Source organism: Pseudaminobacter soli (ex Li et al. 2025) (genome assembly GCF_003012705.1).
In the GTDB taxonomy this organism is placed as follows: domain Bacteria; phylum Pseudomonadota; class Alphaproteobacteria; order Rhizobiales; family Rhizobiaceae; genus Pseudaminobacter; species Pseudaminobacter soli.
The window spans coordinates 187,500-205,199 of the sequence record NZ_PXYL01000008.1; the positions used below are offsets into that span (position 1 = coordinate 187,500).

Sequence of the window (17,700 nt, forward strand, 5' to 3'; positions counted from 1 at the left end):
TAGTCATGCAAAACCTTTATCCGATACCCGTCTCGGTGCTGACCGGCTTTCTCGGCGCCGGCAAGACCACGCTGCTTAACCGGCTGCTGAAGGACCCGGCGCTCGCCGACACGGCCGTCATCATCAACGAGTTCGGCGATGTCGCCATCGACCACCTGCTGGTCGAGCAGGCATCGGACGGCATCATCGAGCTTTCCGATGGCTGCCTTTGCTGCACGGTGCGCGGCGAACTGGTCGACACTCTGGCCGACCTGATCGACCGGCTGCAGACGGGCCGCATCGCAAAGCTCAAGCGCGTCATCATCGAGACCACCGGCCTTGCCGATCCGGCGCCGGTGCTCCAGTCGATCATGGGGCATCCGGCGCTGGTGCAGGCGTTCCGGCTCGACGGCGTCGTCACGCTTGTGGACGCCGTCAACGGCAGGGCCACACTCGACGCCCATGTCGAGGCGGTGAAGCAGGCGGCGGTGGCGGATCGGCTGGTGATAACCAAGGCCGACCTCTTGGGCGATCCTGCCGAGCTTGCGGAACTCAAGGCGCGGCTTGGCCGGATCAATCCTTCGGCACCGATCCTGGACGTCAACGAGACGGGCGCGGCCGCGCTGTTCGAATGCGGGCTGTACAATCCCGAGACTAAGACGGCCGACGTTCGCCGCTGGCTAGGCGAGGAGGCGGCGCATGCCGACCACCATCACCACCATCACCACCATGACGGCCACAACCATCACGATCACGACCACGATCACGCGCATCATCATCACCATGATGCGCGCGTGCGCTCGTTCAGCCTGGTGCATGAGGGGCCGGTGCCATTCGGCGCCATCGAGATGTTCCTCGATCTGCTGCGCTCGACGCATGGCGAGCGGCTCTTGCGCATGAAAGGGGTCATTGAGCTCGCCGAGGACCCGAGTCGGCCGCTGGTCGTTCACGGCGTGCAGAAGATCCTGCATCCGCCAGCGCGACTGCCCTTCTGGCCGGATGCGCGGCGCGGCACGCGGCTCGTCCTGATCACGATGGACATGCCGGAAGATTATGTGCGGCGGCTGTTCGCGGCCATCACCAACCAGCCGGCAATCGATACGCCGGACCGCGCGGCGGTGGAGGATAATCCGCTGGCGATTGCAGGCATGCCTCGGTAGGGCGAGGCCCGCTCAGCCGTTCAGTCCATAATTGAAGGTATCAGGCGCCGCGTTCTACGAGGAAGCGGTGGCCGCCGGGCTGCGACTGCGTTTCCACCAGCCGGTGGCCGTTCTCCATGCAGAAGGCGGGAATGTCGATCACCGCCAGCGGGTCGGTGGTCTCCAGCCACAGCAGGCTGCCGGGCGCCATGCCGGCAAGGCGCTTGCGCGCCTTCAGCACGGGCAGGGGGCAGTTCAGTCCCTTGAGGTCGTAGACATCCGCTTCGCCTGTCAAAGCTTCCTGCCTCAGCTGCCGAACAGGCTGGCCATGCGCCTGCGAACGCCGCCCAGCAGGCCCGGCTTTTCCGCTGGCTCCTGGTCGGCCGGCACGACGGCAATCTGGTTGGCATCAGGTGCTGCGACCGGCGCGGGGCCGGCTTTGGCCAGTGCGGCAGCCGCATTCTTCTCGGCCTTGGCCAGCGCGATCGCGGCGGCCTTTTCCTCGGCTGCGCGCTTTTTCTCCTCGGCGAGCCTCTTCTTCTCGGCCTGTGCGGCCTCGAGTGCGGCCATGCGCCGGCCGGCCGGGGAGTCGATGCGGCCCATGTGCGTCGTCACCTTGACGCTGCCATCCGCCTGGAGCGACGGCGGATCGATCGGCACGCGTTCGCCGCGCGCCCGCTGCTTGGTCCAATCCGAGACGATGTTGGCTTCCTTGATGCCGGCGATCGTGGGCTTGGGTTCGGGGATCGAGCTGTTGACGGCACTGGCAAAGGCCTTTTCGTAGGTGGCCTGGTAGCTCTGATAGGCCGTCTTCAGCGCGTCGGGCAGCGCCGAGGGCGGGCAAGCGCCGGTTGGCGAGAAGGCGGCGCCGTTCTCGGGAACCTGGTTGAAGACATAGTGCTTCTCGCAGACATCGACCTTCGGCGGCACCTTCGTGATCTCGAACTGATCGTAGCCTTCCTTCAGCATCTTCCAGAACTCGTAGTTCGGGTCGTTGCGATAGCGCGCCATGTTGGCGGCCGTCATGTGGAAGGGGAAGGCCTGCACCTGGAATTCGGTCTGGCCGCCGGAAAAGGCGTCGCGGCCGAAGGCATAGATCTGCTCGATCTGCGCGTCGGTCATCGAGTAGCAGCCCGACGACGAGCAGGCGCCGTGCACCATTAGGTTCGAGCCGGTGCGGCCATTGGCCCGGTCATAGGCGTTGGGGTAGCCGATGTTGAAGGCGAGATAATATTGCGAGTTCGGCTTCATCTGCCCCGGGCGCACCGTGTAGAAGCCCTCGGGCGCCTGGCGGTCGCCCTCGATGTATTTCGGTCCGAGCTTGCCCGACCATTTGCAGATGTCGTAGCTGGCGATGATGTCGTAGCGCCCGTTGGATTTCTGCTTCCAGATCTCCAGCTTGCCTTCTTCCTTGAAGATGCGCGCCATCACCGGCGAACTGCGCGGCATGTCCTTGGCCTTCATCTCGGCCAGGACTTTTGGCGGAATATGGAGCTCGCCCCTGGGCGTCAAACCCTCGAAGGTGGACTGCACATCGTTGTTGCAGCCGGCCATGGCGAGGGCCGCTATCAGCAAACCGGAACGGGCTATACTGGCAATTCTCGGCATCAAAATATCGTCTTCGTTTCCGTCGATTCCGGCGGGAACTGCAATCCCCCTGCCGGCCTTGGTCGGCGCGGACGGTAAACCGTTAACCTTGCGAATTGATTACTGCAAGGCCTACGATTCTAGCGTCTGGGTTGTGTTTGACGAAAAACTGGCGGCAAATTTGTGACAAAGGCCGTCAAGTGGCCGCATTTGCGCCGTCTTGCGCCATGCCGCAGCGCCCTTTAGGCGCGCGGCATGGCTTTGTGACGATGTGTCAGAGGCTGCGGCCCATGGCCAGGTACTTTTCGCGGCGCTGCTCGCGGAAATCGATCGGGTTGGCGGTGAATTCGCCGAGGGTCCTGGCGATGAGGTCGCCGGTGGACTTGATGACTGCTTCGGGCGCGCGGTGCGCGCCGCCCAGCGGCTCGGGGATGATGCCGTCGATGATCTTCAGCGCCAGAAGGTCCTGCGCGGTGATCTTCATGTTGGTGGCCGCATCCTTCGAACGCGTGGTGTCGCGCCACAGGATCGAGGCCGCGCCTTCCGGCGAGATCACCGAATAGATCGCATGTTCGAGCATGAAGACGCGGTTGGCTGTGGCGATCGCGATCGCGCCGCCCGAGCCGCCTTCGCCGATCACCACCGAGATCGACGGCACCTTCAGCGCCAGGCTGGTGGAGGTGGAGCGGGCAATCGCTTCCGCCTGGCCGCGCTCTTCGGCGCCGACGCCGGGATAGGCGCCTGCGGTGTCGACCAGCGTCACCAGCGGGATCGAGAACCGGTCGGCCAGTTCCATGATGCGCACCGCCTTGCGGTAGCCCTCGGGGCGCGGCGAGCCGAAATTGTGCTCGAGCCGGCTCTTGGTGTCGGAACCTTTTTCCTGGCCGATTACGGCGATGGGCTGGCCCTGGAATCGGGCGAAACCGCCGACGATGGCCTTGTCCTCGCCGAAGGCGCGGTCGCCGGCCAGCGGCGTGAAATCGGTGAACAGCGCGGTGACGTAGTCGAGGCAGTGGGGGCGATCGGGATGGCGCGCCACCTGCACCTTCTGCCACGGCGTCAGCGCCTTGTAGGCGTCGCGCAGTGCATCGCGCGAGCGCTTTTCCAGGCGCGCGATCTCGTCGCCCACATCGACGGCCTCGCCATTCTCGGCGAGCTTCTTCAGCTCAAGGATCTTGCCTTCGAGATCCGCGACAGGTTTTTCGAAATCGAGGTAGTTGTACATGCGTGAACTTTGACCGATACGCCTGAAGAAAAAGACGGCCGACGCCTCGAAAGAGCAGGGTCGGCGTCGCGAAACTTGCCTTCACATAACCTCAGCGCCCGCCATCGGCAAGCGGATGATGGTCATTGACCAGCCGCACGAGCCGCTCTTCGAGCACATGAGTGTAGATTTGCGTGGTGGAAATGTCTGAATGGCCGAGCAGCTGCTGCACCGCGCGCAGGTCCGCGCCATTCTGCAAAAGATGGCTGGCAAAGGCGTGACGCAGCACGTGCGGCGATATCTTGGCGGATGAAATGCCTGCCCGTGCGGCGAGCCCCTTCAGTTCGCGGGCGAAGACCTGGCGCGGCAGGTAGCCGCTCTCGGACGCGGCGGGAAACAGGAACGGGCTTTCGGCCAGCGCCGGCACCTTGTTGCGCTCGGCAAGCCAGCAGCGCATCGCTTCGCGCGCCTTGCCCGACAGCGGCACCATGCGCTCCTTGTTGCCCTTGCCGCGCACGATGAAGAAGCGCTCGTCGCGCAGCGCTACCGTCAGCGGCAGGCTGACCAGCTCCGAAACGCGCAAGCCCGTCGCATAGAGCACCTCGACCAGCGCATGCATGCGCAGAGCCGCGATGCGCGGGGCGTCGCCCAGCGCAGGGTCGGACGCTTCCGCCGCCGCACGGTCGAGCAAACGGCCGGTCTCGGCCTCGCTCATCGTCTTGGGCAGGGCGCGGTCCTTCTTCGGGCTGTCCAGGACGCCGGTGGGATCGTCGGGCCGCAGACCTTCCGCATAGAGAAACTTGTAGAACTGGCGCAGGGCCGAGAGCCGGCGCGCCTGCGAGGTGGCGGCGAAGCCGCGCGCGGCGATGTCGCCCAGATAGGCGCGGATGGCGGCGGAATCCGCGTTCGCCAGGTCACCTATGTGTTCGGCCGCGTCCTCAAGGTCGCGACGATAGGAGGCCAGCGTGTTGTCGGCCGCGCCTCGTTCGGCGCTCATCATTTCAAGGAACGCCTCGATACGCGCGCTGCTTTTCATTTACTTCTTCGGATTGACCTTGTCGGCCGGGATGCGGATGGTGATTTCGCCGCGCTTGGGCTGAACGAAAGTGACGAGCGCGAACATCGCGCCATAGGCAAGGCCTGCCAAAATGCCGAGCGTTACAAGAAACCGGAATAAGGTCGGCATGCGCTCCGTCCCGTCGCTGGTTCAAGGTCTGGTTATGTGTCAGTCATGATGTCATTTCAAGGGCGAACAGTTGAAGGTGGTCCAAGGGCGTAGAGCCCGGGCGGTGTGAGCGAGCGCTTCAGCGCCTAACCCTTGACGCGACACACGTTTTCATGTCGAAACGCTGGCATGACGAGCGAGACGCCTCACAACCCGACCGACACTATGGCGGAGCTGCTGAAGCGGCTCGGCACCCGCTCCATCGTGTTCGTCGGTCTGATGGGCGCCGGCAAGACCGTGATCGGCCGCCGGGTGGCGACGATGCTCGACCTGCCCTTTGTCGACAGCGATCACGAGATCGAAACCGTGTCGCGCATGACCATCCCGGATCTTTTCCAGCGCTATGGCGAGCCGGAGTTCCGTGCGCTCGAGCAGCGCGTCATCCAGCGCGTGCTGGAAGGGGGGCCGCAGGTGTTGTCGACCGGCGGCGGGGCCTTCATGAATGCCCAGACGCGCGAAGCCGTGGCCGCGCATGGCGTTTCGGTATGGCTCAAGGCGGATATCGACACGCTGATGGAACGCGTGGGCAGGAAGCCGACCCGGCCGCTCTTGCAGAACGCCGATCCGCGCAGCGTTATGGAGCGGCTGATGGCGGAGCGTTACCCGGTCTATGAGACGGCCGACGTGACTGTGCTGACCCGGGAAGAGCGCAAGGAGGTCATCGCCGACGAGGTGGTGGCTGCGCTCGACGAATATTTGTACGGACAGGGCGAAGAGCCCCGGGAGAATGCAGTATGACGAGCAATGGTACGGTCAAGGTCGAGGTGGGTCTTGGTGACCGGGCCTATGACATCCTGATCGGCTCGGGGCTCGTCGGGCGTGCCGGGGAAGAAATCGCCGCCCGCCTGCCGGGCATTCGTGTGGCGATCGTTACCGACGAGAATGTCGCGCGCGCCCATCTCGACCCGCTGACGGCCTCGCTCGACAAGGCCGGCATTTCGTCGACCGCAATCGTGTTGCCGGCCGGCGAAAAGACCAAGAGCTTTGCCCATCTGCAGGAAGTGGTGGACGGCGTTTTGGCCGCGCGGCTCGAGCGCCGCGATGCGGTCATTGCGCTCGGCGGCGGCGTCATCGGCGACCTTACCGGCTTTGCCTCGGGCATCGTGCGGCGCGGCATGAATTTCGTGCAGATCCCGACCTCGCTTCTGGCGCAGGTCGACTCCTCGGTCGGCGGCAAGACTGGCATCAACAGCACGCACGGCAAGAACCTCGTCGGCGTCTTCCATCAGCCGCGGCTGGTGCTGGCCGACACCGATGTGCTGGACACGCTGCCCGCCCGCGAGTTCCGCGCCGGCTATGCCGAGGTCGCCAAATACGGCCTGATCGACCGGCCGGATTTCTTCGCCTGGCTGGAGAAGAACTGGCAGGAGGTCTTTTCGGGCGGCCCGGCGCGCACCGAGGCCATCGCCCAGTCCTGCCGCGCCAAGGCCGATGTCGTGGCGCGCGACGAATTCGAGACGGGCGATCGCGCGCTGCTCAATCTCGGCCATACCTTCGGGCATGCGCTCGAGGCGGCAACCGCCTATGACGGCACGCGCCTGGTGCATGGCGAGGGCGTCGCCATCGGCATGGCGTTGGCGCATCGCTTCTCGGCGCGCATGAACCTTGCCTCGCCCGACGATGCCGCCCGCGTGGAAGCGCATCTCAAGGCCGTGGGCCTGCCATGGCGCATGGCCGACATTCCCGGCGAATTGCCGGACGCCGAGCGGCTTCTGGCGTATATTGCGCAGGACAAGAAGGTGTCGCGCGGCGCGCTGACCTTCATCCTCACCCGCGGCATCGGCAAGTCCTTCATCGCCAAGGACGTGCCGGCCTCCGAGGTGCTGGCCTTCCTGAAGGAGAACCATCCCGGATGACCATGGAGATTTGGATCACGATCGGGATCATTGTGGTGCTTCTGGTCCTGTCCTTTCTCTTCTCCGGGACCGAAACCAGCATGACCGGCGCCTCTCGCGCACGCCTGCACTCGCTTGAGCAGGCCGGCAACGAGCGCGCGAGCCTTGTTCAGTGGCTGATCGAGCGCAAGGACCGGCTGGTCGGCGCGCTGCTCATCGGCAACAACCTCGTCAACATCCTGGCTTCGGCACTGGCGACCAGCCTGCTTCTGGAACTGTTCGGCGCGAGCGGCGTCGCCTACGCAACCGTCGTGATGACGGTGGTGCTGGTGATTTTCTCCGAGATCCTGCCGAAAAGCTGGGCGCTGGCACGACCCGAGCAGTTCGCGTTGAGGGTCGCGCCGTTCGCACGGCTTGCGGTCGCCGTCTTCGGTCCGCTCTCGGCTGCCGCCAACTGGATCGTGCGCATCCTGCTTTCGCTGTTCGGCGTCAGCCTGTCGCGGGACGAGCCGCTGCTGTCGCCGCATGAGGAACTGCGGGGAACGGTGGCCGTGCTGCATCGCGAGGGCGGCATGGTCAAGCAGGACCGCGACCGCATGGGCGGCTTGCTCGATCTGCACGAGCTCGAAGTGTCCGACGTGATGGTCCACCGCACCAACATGCGCTCGGTCAATATCGATAACCCGCCCGAGGCGGTGGTGCATGAGATCCTGCAGAGCCCGCACACGCGCATGCCGCTGTGGCGCGGCGCCAGCGACAACATCGTCGGCGTGCTGCACGCAAAGGATCTCTTGCGGGCGCTCGAGGAAGTCGGCAACGACTTCACCAAGGTCGACGTGATGAAGATCGCCTCCAAGCCCTGGTTCGTGCCCGACACCACATCGCTTCAGGAACAGCTCAACGCCTTCCTGCGCCGCAAGGCACATTTCGCCCTCGTCGTCGACGAATATGGCGAACTGGAAGGGCTGGTGACGCTGGAGGACATCATAGAGGAGATCGTGGGCGAGATCGCCGACGAGCACGATGTCGACGTCCAGGGCGTTCGCCAGGAGTCGGACGGCTCCATCGTCGTCGATGGCTCGGTGCCGATCCGCGACCTCAACCGCGCGCTCGACTGGAACCTGCCCGATGAGGAGGCGACCACGATTGCAGGCCTCGTCATCCACGAGACGCAGTCGATCCCCGAGGAGCGGCAGGCTTTTACCTTTCATGGAAAGCGCTTCATCGTCATGAAGCGCGAGAGGAACCGCATCACCCGCATCCGCATCAGGCCGGCGCTCGAAGCGCAGGACAAGGCCGAGCGGTAAAGGCCGATGGCTTGAAATGACCATGGTCATTGATCGTGGTCATTTTGAAGCCTATCTTCTGTTTGAGCAGGAGACCGACCATGACGGAGCATGTGTCGAAATCGAAATTCAAGGCCAAGGCGCTTGAATATTTTCGCCAGGTCGAGGCGAGCGGTGAGCCGATTGTGATTACCGAGCACGGCAAGCCAACCTTGGAAATTCGACCTTACGCAGAGACTAAACGAACGCCTCTCGAAATGTTGAGGGGCAGCGTGTTGCGCTACGACGATCCGTTCGAGCCTGTTGGCGTCGAGGACTGGGAAGCGCTCAAGTGATCGTCCTCGATACCCACGCTCTCATCTGGTGGGTCAACAAGGACGATACCCGACTTTCATCGGTTGCAGCCGACGCAATCGACCAGGCATTGGCCGGTGATGGTGTGGTCGCCTCGTCAATTTCAGCTTGGGAACTTGCGATGCTTGTGTCCAAAGGAAAGCTGGACTTGAGCATCGATGTTCTAACATGGCTCAGCGTTGCCTCTGAGATCGATGGCTTCAGCTTCGTACCGGTCGACAATGTCATTGCCGTCAAAAGTCAGACGCTCCCCGGAGATTTTCATCCTGATCCGGCCGATCGCATCATCGTCGCACTCGCGCGCGAACTCGGGGCCGAACTGGTCACGGCCGATAGGAAGATCATCGGATATCCGCACGTCGCGACGATCTGGTAGTCAGCAACGATCTCGGAGCATCTTGCAGCCAGGCGGAATCGCTTGGGGTCGCACAAATGCGGCGGCGCCGCCCTAGCGCCGCGTCTTTTCGCCGGGGGCGGCGGGTTCGAGCGCCAGCGCATGCACGCCGGCCTTCAGTTCGTCGGCCAGCAGCGCGTTGATCGAACGGTGGCGGTCGATGCGGCTCATGCCCTCGAAGGCGCTGGAGACGATGCGTACGCGAAAATGCGTCTCACCGGTACCGTCATACATCACGTGATGGCCAGAATCTTCGTGATGATGCCCGGCGTGCAGGTGGCTTTCATTGATGACCTCCAACTGCTCCGGCGCATAGGCCGTCTGCAGCTTGGTTTCCATCGAGGCTTTCATGGACATCGTCGTCTCCTTTGCCCACATATGGGGTGTTCACTCGAAAAAGCTGCCGATCTGCCGGTCATTCGATCACTCTTTCCCGATTCATTGGGTTAGAGGGACGATGTTCGAAATGTCAATTCTTGTTTCGAGGGGGCAACTTCCCCTAAATGGGCTGAAATGAAACCCTATCCGAAATATTTCGAGAAGATCCGCGTACGCCCGGACCCGGAGGCCGAGGCCAAGTCGAGCGCGCCGATCTGCCAGTGGGACGGCTGCCACGAGGCCGGCACCCACCGCGCGCCCGTGGGGCGCATGCGGGAGGGCGAGTATTTCCGCTTCTGCTTCGAGCACGTGCGCGAATACAACAAGGGCTTCAACTATTTCTCCGGCCTCGCCGACACCGAGATCGCGCGCTTCCAGAAGGAAGCGCTGACCGGCCACCGCCCGACCTGGACCATGGGCACGAACGCCGATGTGCGGTCCTCGCCGGAGATGGCGCAGCACCGTTCGGGGCGCGCCGGCTACTACCGGAATATCCGCGACCCGTTCAACATGTTCGGCACCAATCACGGTGCCCCGCGCGAGCGCAAGGCCAAGCCCCTTGAGGCCAAGGCGCTGGAAACGCTTGGCCTTACCACAAAGGCGACTGGCGCAGACATCAAGGCGCGCTATAAGGAACTCGTGAAACGCCATCATCCGGACGCGAATGGTGGAGACAGGGGTTCGGAGGATAGATTCCGCGATGTGCTGCAAGCATATCGCGTGCTCAAGCAAGCCGGCTTGTGTTGAGCGACAGGTTTGAATGAGCATTCCGCTACGGCTTTCGTCCGAAAGGAAAAGGCTCTAAGACCACTCCCGAACAAGGCTAGATTGACGGTGGAGGATATGCCTCCGCCTGTGGAGATGTGATGAACAAGGTCGACCGCGACATTGCAAACCTGCCCGATACGACCGTGTCGGTGAAAGAAAAGTTCGGCTTCGAATCGAAGATGGTTGTGCCTGCCTATTCGGTGGCCACCGAGCACGTACCGGACATCGACCCGGACTACCTGTTCGATCAGGCGACCACCATGGCCATCCTTGCGGGCTTTGCCTACAACCGCCGCGTGATGGTTTCGGGCTATCACGGTACCGGCAAGTCGACCCACATCGAACAGGTCGCCGCGCGTCTCAACTGGCCTTGCGTGCGCGTCAACCTCGACAGCCATGTCAGCCGTATCGACCTCGTCGGCAAGGACGCGATCGTGGTCAAGGAAGGCCTCCAGATCACCGAGTTCAAGGACGGCATCTTGCCCTGGGCCTATCAGCACAATGTCGCGCTGGTGTTCGACGAATACGACGCCGGCCGTCCGGACGTGATGTTCGTCATCCAGCGCGTGCTGGAATCCTCGGGCCGCCTGACCCTGCTCGACCAGAGCCGCGTCATCCGCCCGCATCCGGCCTTCCGCCTGTTTGCCACCGCCAACACGGTGGGCCTAGGCGACACCACCGGCCTCTATCACGGCACGCAGCAGATCAACCAGGCGCAGATGGACCGCTGGTCGATCGTGACCACGCTGAACTACCTGCCGCACGACAACGAAGTGGCGATCGTGCTGGCCAAGTCGAAGCATTATCGCAACGACAAGGGCCGCGAGATCGTCAACAAGATGGTGCGCGTGGCCGACATGACCCGCTCGGCCTTCATCAATGGCGACCTGTCGACCGTGATGAGCCCGCGTACGGTCATCACCTGGTCGGAAAATGCCGAGATCTTCGACAATGTCGGCATGGCCTTCCGCCTGACCTTCCTCAACAAGTGCGACGAGCTCGAGCGCCCGATCGTGGCCGAGTTCTATCAGCGCGCTTTCGGCGAGGACCTGCCGGAATCCTCGGCCAACGTCGTGCTGGGGTAAAGCGCAGTGGCGGGTCAGGGCGACAACACACGCGGCAAGGCGCGCGCTGGCGGCGATACGGACGCGTTCAAGCGTTCGATCACCGTCTGCATGCGCGCCATTTCGGGCGACAATCAGTTCGAGGTGGCCTTCGCAAAGGATCGCCCTGCGCTGGCCGGCAGCCGCGCCCGCCTGCCCGAACTGCCCAAGAAGGCATCCAAGGCCGACATCGCGATTACCCGCGGCCTTGGCGATTCCATGGCGCTCAGGCGCGCCTGCCACGACAACCGCATTCACGCAAAGCTGGCCCCCGAAGGCAAGCAGGCACGCGCGGTGTTCGACGCCGTCGAGCAGGCCCGCGTCGAGGCGATCGGCAGCCGGGCGCTGACCGGGGTAGGCGACAACATCGCCCAGATGCTCGAGGACAAATACCACAAGGCCAATCTTGCCGACGTGCGCGAGCAGGCCGATGCTCCGCTCGAGGAAGCGCTCGCGCTGATGGTTCGCGAGAAGCTGACCGGCCGCCCGGTGCCCAAGAGCGGCGAGAAGCTGGTCTCGCTCTGGCGCGACTGGATCGAGGAAAAGGCCGGACCTGAGTTCAACGATCTCGCTTCCAAGCTCGGCGACCAGCAGGCCTTCGCCCGCGTCGTCCGCGACATGCTCGCCTCGATGAACATGGCCGAGGAACTCGGCGACGAGGAGCAGACTGAGGAAAGCGAAGACGAGAGCGAGGACCAGCCCGAGGGCGGCGAGCAGAACGAGGAAGGCGGCGAGGACGATTCCGGCGCCGACCAGTCGCAGCCGCAGGAATCCGAGGCCTCTGCCGAAGAAGACCAGACCGGCGAGATGGAGGCATCCGACGCCACGTCCGAGGAAATGGCGGACGAGGAGGATGCCGACGCCGAGACGCCGGGCGAAGCCCGCCGCAAGGACGATCCCTTCGCCAATCTGCCGCGCGAGATCGACTACAAGGTCTACACCACCGCTTTTGACGAGACGGTGGGCGCCGAAGACCTCTGCGAGGAAGAGGAGCTCGACCGGCTCCGCGCCTTCCTCGACAAGCAGCTCGCCAATCTGCAGGGCGTGGTCGGCCGTCTGGCCAACCGCCTGCAGCGCCGCCTGATGGCGCAGCAGAACCGCTCCTGGGACTTCGATCTTGAAGAAGGCTATCTCGACACCGCCCGCCTGATGCGCGTGGTGATCGACCCGATGCAGCCGCTTTCCTTCAAGCAGGAGCGCGACACGAAATTCCGCGACACGGTGGTTACGCTGGTGCTCGACAATTCGGGCTCGATGCGCGGCCGGCCGATCACGGTTGCCGCAACCTGCGCCGACATTCTGGCCCGCACGCTGGAGCGCTGCGGCGTTTCGGTCGAGATCCTCGGTTTCACGACCCGCGCCTGGAAGGGCGGGCAGGCGCGCGAGAAGTGGCTGAAGGACGGCAAACCGGCCAACCCCGGCCGCCTCAACGACCTGCGCCACATCATCTACAAGAGCGCCGACACGCCCTGGCGGCGCGCGCGGCGCAATCTTGGCCTGATGATGCGCGAGGGGCTGCTGAAGGAGAATATCGACGGCGAGGCGCTTTTGTGGGCGCATCAGCGTCTGATCGCCCGGCCCGAGCAGCGCAAGATCCTGATGATGATCTCGGACGGCGCGCCGGTCGACGATTCGACCCTGTCGGTCAATCCGGGCAACTATCTGGAGCGCCACCTGCGCGCGGTCATCGAGCTGATCGAGACGCGCTCGCCGGTCGAGCTTCTGGCCATCGGCATCGGCCATGACGTGACGCGCTACTACCGTCGCGCGGTCACCATCGTCGACGCCGAGGAGCTGGCCGGCGCCATGACCGAGCAGCTTGCCTCGTTGTTCGCCGAGGAGACGGCACGCGACACGCGCCGCGGCGGCCTGCGGCGGGCTTCATGAAGCTAGTTGGGCTGGCGACGGAAGACAGCCCTCTCTCACTATTGGCCAAGGCGGGGGCGCTCGCACGCCCCCTGCTTTGTGCGGCGATGCTCGCATTGCCGATGGCCGCCGCCCTGCGAACTCCTGCATATGCCGACCCGGCGCCCGTCGAGCGCATGGATGTCTCGACGCGGCAGATCACCCGCTTCGAGATCGGCCGCGACCGTACGCAGTTTGGCCCGCTGGAATTTGTCGGCGGGTTCGAGATGACGGCGTCGTCGCGCCATTTCGGTGGCTTTTCGGCCATGCGCTTCCTGACGCCGGGCAAGGATTTCGTCGGCGTGGCCGATACCGGCTTCTGGTTCTTCGGCAAGGTCACGCGTGACGCCGAGCAGCGGCCGACCGGCATGGCCGACTTCCGTATGGTGCAGATGGTCGACGAGACCGGCAAGCCGATCGAAGAAAAATGGCGCGTCGATGCGGAAAGCCTCGCCTTGAGAGGCAAAGTCGCCACGGTCGGATTTGAGCGCAACCATCGCGTCGCCGAGTTCCATATCGATCCCAACGACATGCGGGCGCCGTTCAGGCAGCTCGATTTCCTGGTGCCGAAAAACGAATTGCGGCTCAATCGCAGTTTCGAGACGCTCGCCTATGCGCCGGAAGCCGGCGCGCTCAAGGGAGCGCTGGTGGTCGTCACCGAACGTAGTCTCGACAAGCAGGGCAATGTCTTTGCTGCGGTGCTCTCCGGACCTCGAAAGGGAGTCTTCACCGTGGTGCGCAGCGACGGCTTCGACATCACCGATGGCGCCTTCCTGCCCAATGGCGACCTGCTCCTGCTGGAGCGCAGCTTCACCATCATGCAGGGCGTCAGGATGCGGCTGCGCCGCCTGCCTGCCGACAGCATCGGCAAGGACAAGGTGGCGGACGGTCCGGTGTTGATGAAGGCCGACATGCGCTACCAGATCGACAATATGGAAGCGCTGGATGTGTGGCGCCGCGCAGACGGCGCGCTGATCGTTTCGCTGATGTCCGATGACAATCAGTCATTCCTGCAGCGCAGCCTCTATCTCGAATTCCGGCTCCAGGGCGAATAATCCGCCCCTCGGCGCAACCCCTCGGATCAACTGTTCCATTTGCCGCATCGTCTGCCGGTTGTCGGCGTCGGATGGCGGCATATGTTCTGCTTTTTGGAACCGGTTCCTTAGTTCGTATTAACGAATTCACTGTTTCGAGCCGGCACGCTTCAATCGGCGGCATTATTTCCAGGCCGGCTTTCGCCCTGGAGGCAAGAGGAATTGCCATGTCTGATGCGATCGACATAGCCGAGACCGACGACAAGTTCATAGGGGTTGGCGGCCTCAGCATCTTCTTCCGATCCTGGCGCCCGGAGGGCAGGCCCCGCGGCGTAGTTGTGATCGTCCACGGCTTCAATGCCCACAGCGACTATTACCAGTGGGTGGCCCGCCAACTCGTTGCGCATGGGCTGGCCGTCTATGCGCTCGATCTGAGGGGGAGGGGACATTCGGATGGCGAGCGCTACTATGTGGAAAGCTTCGCCGACTATGTCAGCGATGTCTCCAGCATGATCTATATCGCCAAGTCGCGTGAGCGCGGCTTGCCGGCTTTCCTGCTCGGCCACAGCGCCGGCGGGGTCGTCTCGTGCATCTATGCGATCGAGAACCAGTCCGAGCTGGCGGGGCTGATCTGCGAGAGCTTTGCCCATCAGGTGCCGGCGCCGGACTTCGCGCTGGCCGTGCTCAAGGGGCTCAGCCATGTCGCGCCGCACGCGCATGTGCTGGCGCTGAAAAACGAGGATTTTTCGCGCGATCGAGCGGTGGTGAAGGCGATGAACGCCGACCCGCTCACCGTTCACGAATCGCAGCCGACCAAGACGGTGGCCGAAATGGTGCGCGCCGACGAAAGGCTGAAGAAGGAGTTTTCGCTGATCACCCTGCCGCTGCTCATCCTGCACGGCACGGCCGACAAGGCCACCAAGCCGCGCGGCAGCAAGCTGTTCTTCGACACGGCCGGCTCGTCCGACAAGACGCTGAAGCTCTATGAGGGCCACTACCACGACCTGCTCAACGATGTCGGCAAGGAGCAGGTGATGCAGGACATTGTCGACTGGATCGACGCGCGCCTTCCGGCCAAATGACAAAAAAGGCCCGGACGCCTGAAGGCATCCGGGCCTTTTGATGCGCGGTCTTCAGCAGAAGCCGCTATGTGCTTACGCAGCCAGCGTGGAGCCGACGGCCTGAGCGTAGTTGCGGCCGAAGCGGTTGGCGAGGAAGGCTTCGAGCGCGATGTCTTCCTGGCGGACAAAGCCCTTCTGCGGCAGGGCGCCATTGGCCAGCATATCGAGCACGGCGCAGATGCCGGAAGCCGTGGTGATCTGGATGGCGCTGCGCACCATTTCGCCGACGCGGCGGCTGTAGATCTTGTTGGCGTAGGTTTCCTGAAGCAGCCGGCCATTCTTGCGGCCCGAGACGGTGACGAAGATCACCACCACGTCCTGCAGCGTCGCCGGAAGGGCGTTTTCAAAAATGTCCTTGAGCACTTCGCGGCGATGGCGCAAGCCGAGATCGTTCAGAAGCGCCTTCATCAGCGCCACGTGGCCGGGATAGCGGATGGTGCGGTAGTTGAGCGTACGCACCTTGCCCTTCAGCGTCTCGCAGAGCGTGCCGAGACCGCCCGAGGTGTTGAAGGCCTCATATGTCACGCCGTCGAGCGAGAATTCCTCGCGTTCCTCCAGCGCCGGCACTTCGGTCAGCTCGCCGTTCACGATGGCTTCGCACGGCTCGATATACTCGTTGATGACGCCGTCCGTGCTCCAGGTGAGGTTGTAGTTCAGCGCATTGGAGGGGTACTGCGGCAGGGCGCCGACGCGCATGCGCAGGCTGTCCAGCGTGTCGAAGTTCTTGGCCAGATCGCTGGCGACGATGGAGATGAAGCCCGGCGCCAGGCCGCACTGGGGGATGAAGGTGGAGGAGGCGCTGGCGGCCAGTTCCTTCACGCGGCGGGTGCTGGCGACGTCCTCGGTGAGGTCGAGGTAGTGCACGCCGGTCTTTGCGGCCGCCTCCGCGATCTTGGTGGTGAGGTGGAAGGGAGCCGCGCTCAGCACGGCGAACTTGCCGGCAAGAACGCTTTCCAACACGCCGTCCTGGCCGATGTCGAGCTGGCGCGTGGCGATATTGCCACCAACTTCCAGCGCGTCGAGCTGGGCCTGCGAGCGGTCGACCACGGTGACGCGATAGTCGCCCGTGTCGGCCAGCATATCTGCAATGGTTGCACCGATTTTTCCGGCGCCGACGATGACGATCTCTTTCATGGCAATGCCCCTCGAAAAGTAAAAATCTGATTTTGTTTTAGGGGCGCGGCACGTCGGATGACAGTATCGCTTTGTACAAAACATCGATACAATCTAGACAGTTCGCCGAACAGATTGAGCATTATGACGACCGAAGCCGACCGTGCCCTCATTGCCCTGCTGCGCGAGAATGCCCGCGCCTCCACCGCCGAGCTGGCGCGCAGGCTCGGCGTGTCGCGCACCACGGTTCAAAGCCGGCTGGAGCGGCTGGAAAAGAGCGGGGTAATCGACGGCTACAGCGTGAAACTGTCGCCCGATTACGAGAAAAACCTCGTCCGGGCGCACATTCTGGTCACCGCGCTACCTAAGCTGGCGGCTCCCGTCGAGGCGGTGCTGCGGCGCATTCCGGAGGTGCGCACCCTGCATTCGGTGAGCGGCAATTTCGACATGATCATCATCGTGGAGGCGCCCTCGGTGCGCGATCTCGATGCGCTGATCGATCGGATCGGGGCGCTCGAGGGCGTCGAGCGCACGCTGTCTTCGATCATCCTGTCGACGCGAATCGACCGCTAGCTAAGTTTTGGGCCGACCGATTCGGGGGTGGCTTAAGGCTTGGTGGCCAGCCAGATAACGTGCCTTGCGCCGCGCTTGCGGCCGGCACGAACATTTTCTTCCTCGACCGCAAAGCCTGACTGGCGGAGTCTGCTCGTGAACGACCGGTCCGGCCCCGAGGACCATACGGCCAGCACGCCACCGGGCCGCAAGGCTGCGCGGGCAGTGTTCAGTCCGGTTAGGCTGTAGAGGGCGTCATTGGCCGGGCGCGTCAGGCCGTCGGGCCCGTTGTCCACGTCGAGCAGGATGGCGTCGTAGCCGGCATTTGCGGATTTGATCAGCAGTCCGACATCCGATTCCCGCACGGTAACGCGCGGATCGTCGAGGCAGCCATCGAACACTTCCGCCATCGGGCCGCGCCCCCAGGCAACGACCGAGGGTACTAGTTCCGCGACGGTGACGCGGGCGTCCGGGCCAAGTTCGGAAAGGGCGGCGCGCAGGGTAAAACCCATGCCCAGCCCACCGATCAGGATGTGCGGTGCGCGGCGGTCGCCAATCTTCTGGCAGGACAGTCTTGCCAGCGCCTCCTCGGAGCCGCTGAGCCGGCTGTTCATCAGCTCGTTGGTGCCGAGCATGATGGAGAATTCCGTGCCGCGTTGCTTCAGGCGAAGCTCGCCGCCACCCGGCGCCATTGCGGAATCAAGCTGGACCCAGGGCAGCATC

Annotated in this window: 20 protein-coding genes; 12 read left to right on the forward strand and 8 right to left on the reverse strand. The window is 63.7% G+C overall.

Features of this window, described 5'->3' with window-relative positions:
* Window positions 1-5: 5 nt before the first annotated feature.
* A complete protein-coding gene (locus C7I85_RS17475) occupies window positions 6-1,139 on the forward strand; it encodes a CobW family GTP-binding protein (protein WP_106725283.1) in 1,134 nt (377 codons plus the stop codon).
* Window positions 1,140-1,179: 40 nt separating this feature from the next.
* Here the strand turns inward: C7I85_RS17475 and C7I85_RS17480 are convergent, their stop codons facing one another.
* From C7I85_RS17480 to C7I85_RS17500, 5 genes are all read right to left on the reverse strand, one after another.
* Window positions 1,180-1,413, reverse strand: a complete 234-nt coding sequence (locus tag C7I85_RS17480) for a sulfurtransferase TusA family protein (protein WP_106725284.1) — start codon at window positions 1,411-1,413, stop codon at window positions 1,180-1,182.
* An 11-nt stretch (window positions 1,414-1,424) separates the two neighbouring features.
* A complete protein-coding gene (locus C7I85_RS17485; RefSeq protein WP_106725285.1) occupies window positions 1,425-2,726 on the reverse strand; it encodes a L,D-transpeptidase family protein in 1,302 nt (433 codons plus the stop codon).
* A 253-nt stretch (window positions 2,727-2,979) separates the two neighbouring features.
* Entirely contained in the window at window positions 2,980-3,930 is a 951-nt protein-coding gene (locus C7I85_RS17490) for an acetyl-CoA carboxylase carboxyltransferase subunit alpha (RefSeq protein WP_106725286.1), read from the reverse strand.
* Between the two features lie 91 nt (window positions 3,931-4,021).
* A complete protein-coding gene (locus tag C7I85_RS17495; RefSeq protein WP_106725287.1) occupies window positions 4,022-4,945 on the reverse strand; it encodes a site-specific tyrosine recombinase XerD in 924 nt (307 codons plus the stop codon).
* The gene (locus tag C7I85_RS17500; protein WP_106725288.1) at window positions 4,946-5,095 is read right to left on the reverse strand and encodes a histidine kinase; all 150 of its coding nucleotides are present in this window, start codon (window positions 5,093-5,095) and stop codon (window positions 4,946-4,948) included.
* Between the two features lie 168 nt (window positions 5,096-5,263).
* On the opposite strand from C7I85_RS17500, the gene C7I85_RS17505 reads away from it, so the two are divergent.
* The 5 genes from C7I85_RS17505 (at window position 5,264) to C7I85_RS17525 (ending at window position 8,985) form a co-directional block, all read left to right on the forward strand.
* Complete coding sequence (locus C7I85_RS17505) at window positions 5,264-5,872, forward strand: shikimate kinase (RefSeq protein ID WP_106725289.1); 609 nt, start codon at window positions 5,264-5,266, stop codon at window positions 5,870-5,872.
* The gene (gene aroB / locus C7I85_RS17510; RefSeq protein ID WP_106725290.1) at window positions 5,869-6,990 is read left to right on the forward strand and encodes a 3-dehydroquinate synthase; all 1,122 of its coding nucleotides are present in this window, start codon (window positions 5,869-5,871) and stop codon (window positions 6,988-6,990) included. The genes C7I85_RS17505 and aroB overlap by 4 nt, the downstream gene beginning before the upstream one ends.
* The gene (locus C7I85_RS17515; RefSeq protein ID WP_106725291.1) at window positions 6,987-8,276 is read left to right on the forward strand and encodes an HlyC/CorC family transporter; all 1,290 of its coding nucleotides are present in this window, start codon (window positions 6,987-6,989) and stop codon (window positions 8,274-8,276) included. The genes aroB and C7I85_RS17515 overlap by 4 nt, the downstream gene beginning before the upstream one ends.
* Window positions 8,277-8,356: 80 nt before the next feature.
* On the forward strand, window positions 8,357-8,590 hold the full coding sequence (locus tag C7I85_RS17520) for a type II toxin-antitoxin system Phd/YefM family antitoxin (RefSeq protein WP_106725361.1): 234 nt from the start codon (window positions 8,357-8,359) through the stop codon (window positions 8,588-8,590).
* Window positions 8,587-8,985 carry a type II toxin-antitoxin system VapC family toxin gene (locus C7I85_RS17525; RefSeq protein WP_106725292.1) on the forward strand — a complete coding sequence of 133 codons (399 nt, stop codon included), beginning with the start codon at window positions 8,587-8,589 and terminating at the stop codon, window positions 8,983-8,985. Before C7I85_RS17520 ends, C7I85_RS17525 begins: the two co-directional genes overlap by 4 nt.
* 72 nt (window positions 8,986-9,057) lie before the next feature.
* Here the strand turns inward: C7I85_RS17525 and C7I85_RS17530 are convergent, their stop codons facing one another.
* Entirely contained in the window at window positions 9,058-9,360 is a 303-nt protein-coding gene (locus C7I85_RS17530) for a BolA family protein (RefSeq protein ID WP_106725362.1), read from the reverse strand.
* A gap of 156 nt (window positions 9,361-9,516) precedes the next feature.
* On the opposite strand from C7I85_RS17530, the gene C7I85_RS17535 reads away from it, so the two are divergent.
* The 5 genes from C7I85_RS17535 to C7I85_RS17555 all read left to right on the forward strand — a co-directional run bounded on the left by C7I85_RS17535 (window position 9,517) and on the right by C7I85_RS17555 (window position 15,273).
* Complete coding sequence (locus C7I85_RS17535; RefSeq protein WP_106725293.1) at window positions 9,517-10,128, forward strand: J domain-containing protein; 612 nt, start codon at window positions 9,517-9,519, stop codon at window positions 10,126-10,128.
* A 119-nt stretch (window positions 10,129-10,247) separates the two neighbouring features.
* Window positions 10,248-11,234, forward strand: coding sequence for a cobaltochelatase subunit CobS (cobS, locus tag C7I85_RS17540; RefSeq protein ID WP_106725294.1), 987 nt, complete (start codon window positions 10,248-10,250; stop codon window positions 11,232-11,234).
* 6 nt (window positions 11,235-11,240) lie between these two features.
* Window positions 11,241-13,139 carry a cobaltochelatase subunit CobT gene (gene cobT, locus C7I85_RS17545; RefSeq protein ID WP_106725295.1) on the forward strand — a complete coding sequence of 633 codons (1,899 nt, stop codon included), beginning with the start codon at window positions 11,241-11,243 and terminating at the stop codon, window positions 13,137-13,139.
* Window positions 13,140-13,225: 86 nt separating this feature from the next.
* Entirely contained in the window at window positions 13,226-14,212 is a 987-nt protein-coding gene (locus C7I85_RS17550) for an esterase-like activity of phytase family protein (RefSeq protein WP_106725363.1), read from the forward strand.
* Window positions 14,213-14,418: 206 nt separating this feature from the next.
* On the forward strand, window positions 14,419-15,273 hold the full coding sequence (locus C7I85_RS17555; protein ID WP_106725296.1) for an alpha/beta hydrolase: 855 nt from the start codon (window positions 14,419-14,421) through the stop codon (window positions 15,271-15,273).
* Window positions 15,274-15,345: 72 nt separating this feature from the next.
* Here C7I85_RS17555 and C7I85_RS17560 read toward each other — a convergent pair whose 3' ends face one another.
* Window positions 15,346-16,446 carry a saccharopine dehydrogenase family protein gene (locus C7I85_RS17560; RefSeq protein WP_106725297.1) on the reverse strand — a complete coding sequence of 367 codons (1,101 nt, stop codon included), beginning with the start codon at window positions 16,444-16,446 and terminating at the stop codon, window positions 15,346-15,348.
* Between the two features lie 123 nt (window positions 16,447-16,569).
* On the opposite strand from C7I85_RS17560, the gene C7I85_RS17565 reads away from it, so the two are divergent.
* The gene (locus tag C7I85_RS17565; protein ID WP_106725298.1) at window positions 16,570-16,998 is read left to right on the forward strand and encodes an Lrp/AsnC family transcriptional regulator; all 429 of its coding nucleotides are present in this window, start codon (window positions 16,570-16,572) and stop codon (window positions 16,996-16,998) included.
* Window positions 16,999-17,030: 32 nt separating this feature from the next.
* Here C7I85_RS17565 and C7I85_RS17570 read toward each other — a convergent pair whose 3' ends face one another.
* Window positions 17,031-17,699 (reverse strand): spermidine synthase, encoded by a 669-nt coding sequence (locus tag C7I85_RS17570; protein ID WP_106725299.1) that lies wholly within the window; start codon window positions 17,697-17,699, stop codon window positions 17,031-17,033.
* Window position 17,700: the final 1 nt, after the last annotated feature.

What these genes read in the sequence shown, in the direction of transcription:
- C7I85_RS17475 (WP_106725283.1), top strand. Translation starts at nt 6, where the DNA reads ATGCAAAACCTTTATCCGATACCCGTCTCGGTGCTGACCGGCTTTCTC.
- C7I85_RS17485 (WP_106725285.1), bottom strand. Translation starts at nt 2,726, where the DNA reads ATGCCGAGAATTGCCAGTATAGCCCGTTCCGGTTTGCTGATAGCGGCC.
- C7I85_RS17490 (WP_106725286.1), bottom strand. Translation starts at nt 3,930, where the DNA reads ATGTACAACTACCTCGATTTCGAAAAACCTGTCGCGGATCTCGAAGGC.
- C7I85_RS17495 (WP_106725287.1), bottom strand. Translation starts at nt 4,945, where the DNA reads ATGAAAAGCAGCGCGCGTATCGAGGCGTTCCTTGAAATGATGAGCGCC.
- C7I85_RS17500 (WP_106725288.1), bottom strand. Translation starts at nt 5,095, where the DNA reads ATGCCGACCTTATTCCGGTTTCTTGTAACGCTCGGCATTTTGGCAGGC.
- C7I85_RS17505 (WP_106725289.1), top strand. Translation starts at nt 5,264, where the DNA reads ATGACGAGCGAGACGCCTCACAACCCGACCGACACTATGGCGGAGCTG.
- aroB (WP_106725290.1), top strand. Translation starts at nt 5,869, where the DNA reads ATGACGAGCAATGGTACGGTCAAGGTCGAGGTGGGTCTTGGTGACCGG.
- C7I85_RS17515 (WP_106725291.1), top strand. Translation starts at nt 6,987, where the DNA reads ATGACCATGGAGATTTGGATCACGATCGGGATCATTGTGGTGCTTCTG.
- C7I85_RS17520 (WP_106725361.1), top strand. Translation starts at nt 8,357, where the DNA reads ATGACGGAGCATGTGTCGAAATCGAAATTCAAGGCCAAGGCGCTTGAA.
- C7I85_RS17530 (WP_106725362.1), bottom strand. Translation starts at nt 9,360, where the DNA reads ATGTCCATGAAAGCCTCGATGGAAACCAAGCTGCAGACGGCCTATGCG.
- C7I85_RS17535 (WP_106725293.1), top strand. Translation starts at nt 9,517, where the DNA reads ATGAAACCCTATCCGAAATATTTCGAGAAGATCCGCGTACGCCCGGAC.
- cobS (WP_106725294.1), top strand. Translation starts at nt 10,248, where the DNA reads ATGAACAAGGTCGACCGCGACATTGCAAACCTGCCCGATACGACCGTG.
- C7I85_RS17550 (WP_106725363.1), top strand. Translation starts at nt 13,226, where the DNA reads ATGCTCGCATTGCCGATGGCCGCCGCCCTGCGAACTCCTGCATATGCC.
- C7I85_RS17555 (WP_106725296.1), top strand. Translation starts at nt 14,419, where the DNA reads ATGTCTGATGCGATCGACATAGCCGAGACCGACGACAAGTTCATAGGG.
- C7I85_RS17560 (WP_106725297.1), bottom strand. Translation starts at nt 16,446, where the DNA reads ATGAAAGAGATCGTCATCGTCGGCGCCGGAAAAATCGGTGCAACCATT.
- C7I85_RS17565 (WP_106725298.1), top strand. Translation starts at nt 16,570, where the DNA reads ATGACGACCGAAGCCGACCGTGCCCTCATTGCCCTGCTGCGCGAGAAT.
- C7I85_RS17570 (WP_106725299.1), bottom strand. Translation starts at nt 17,699, where the DNA reads ATGCTGCCCTGGGTCCAGCTTGATTCCGCAATGGCGCCGGGTGGCGGC.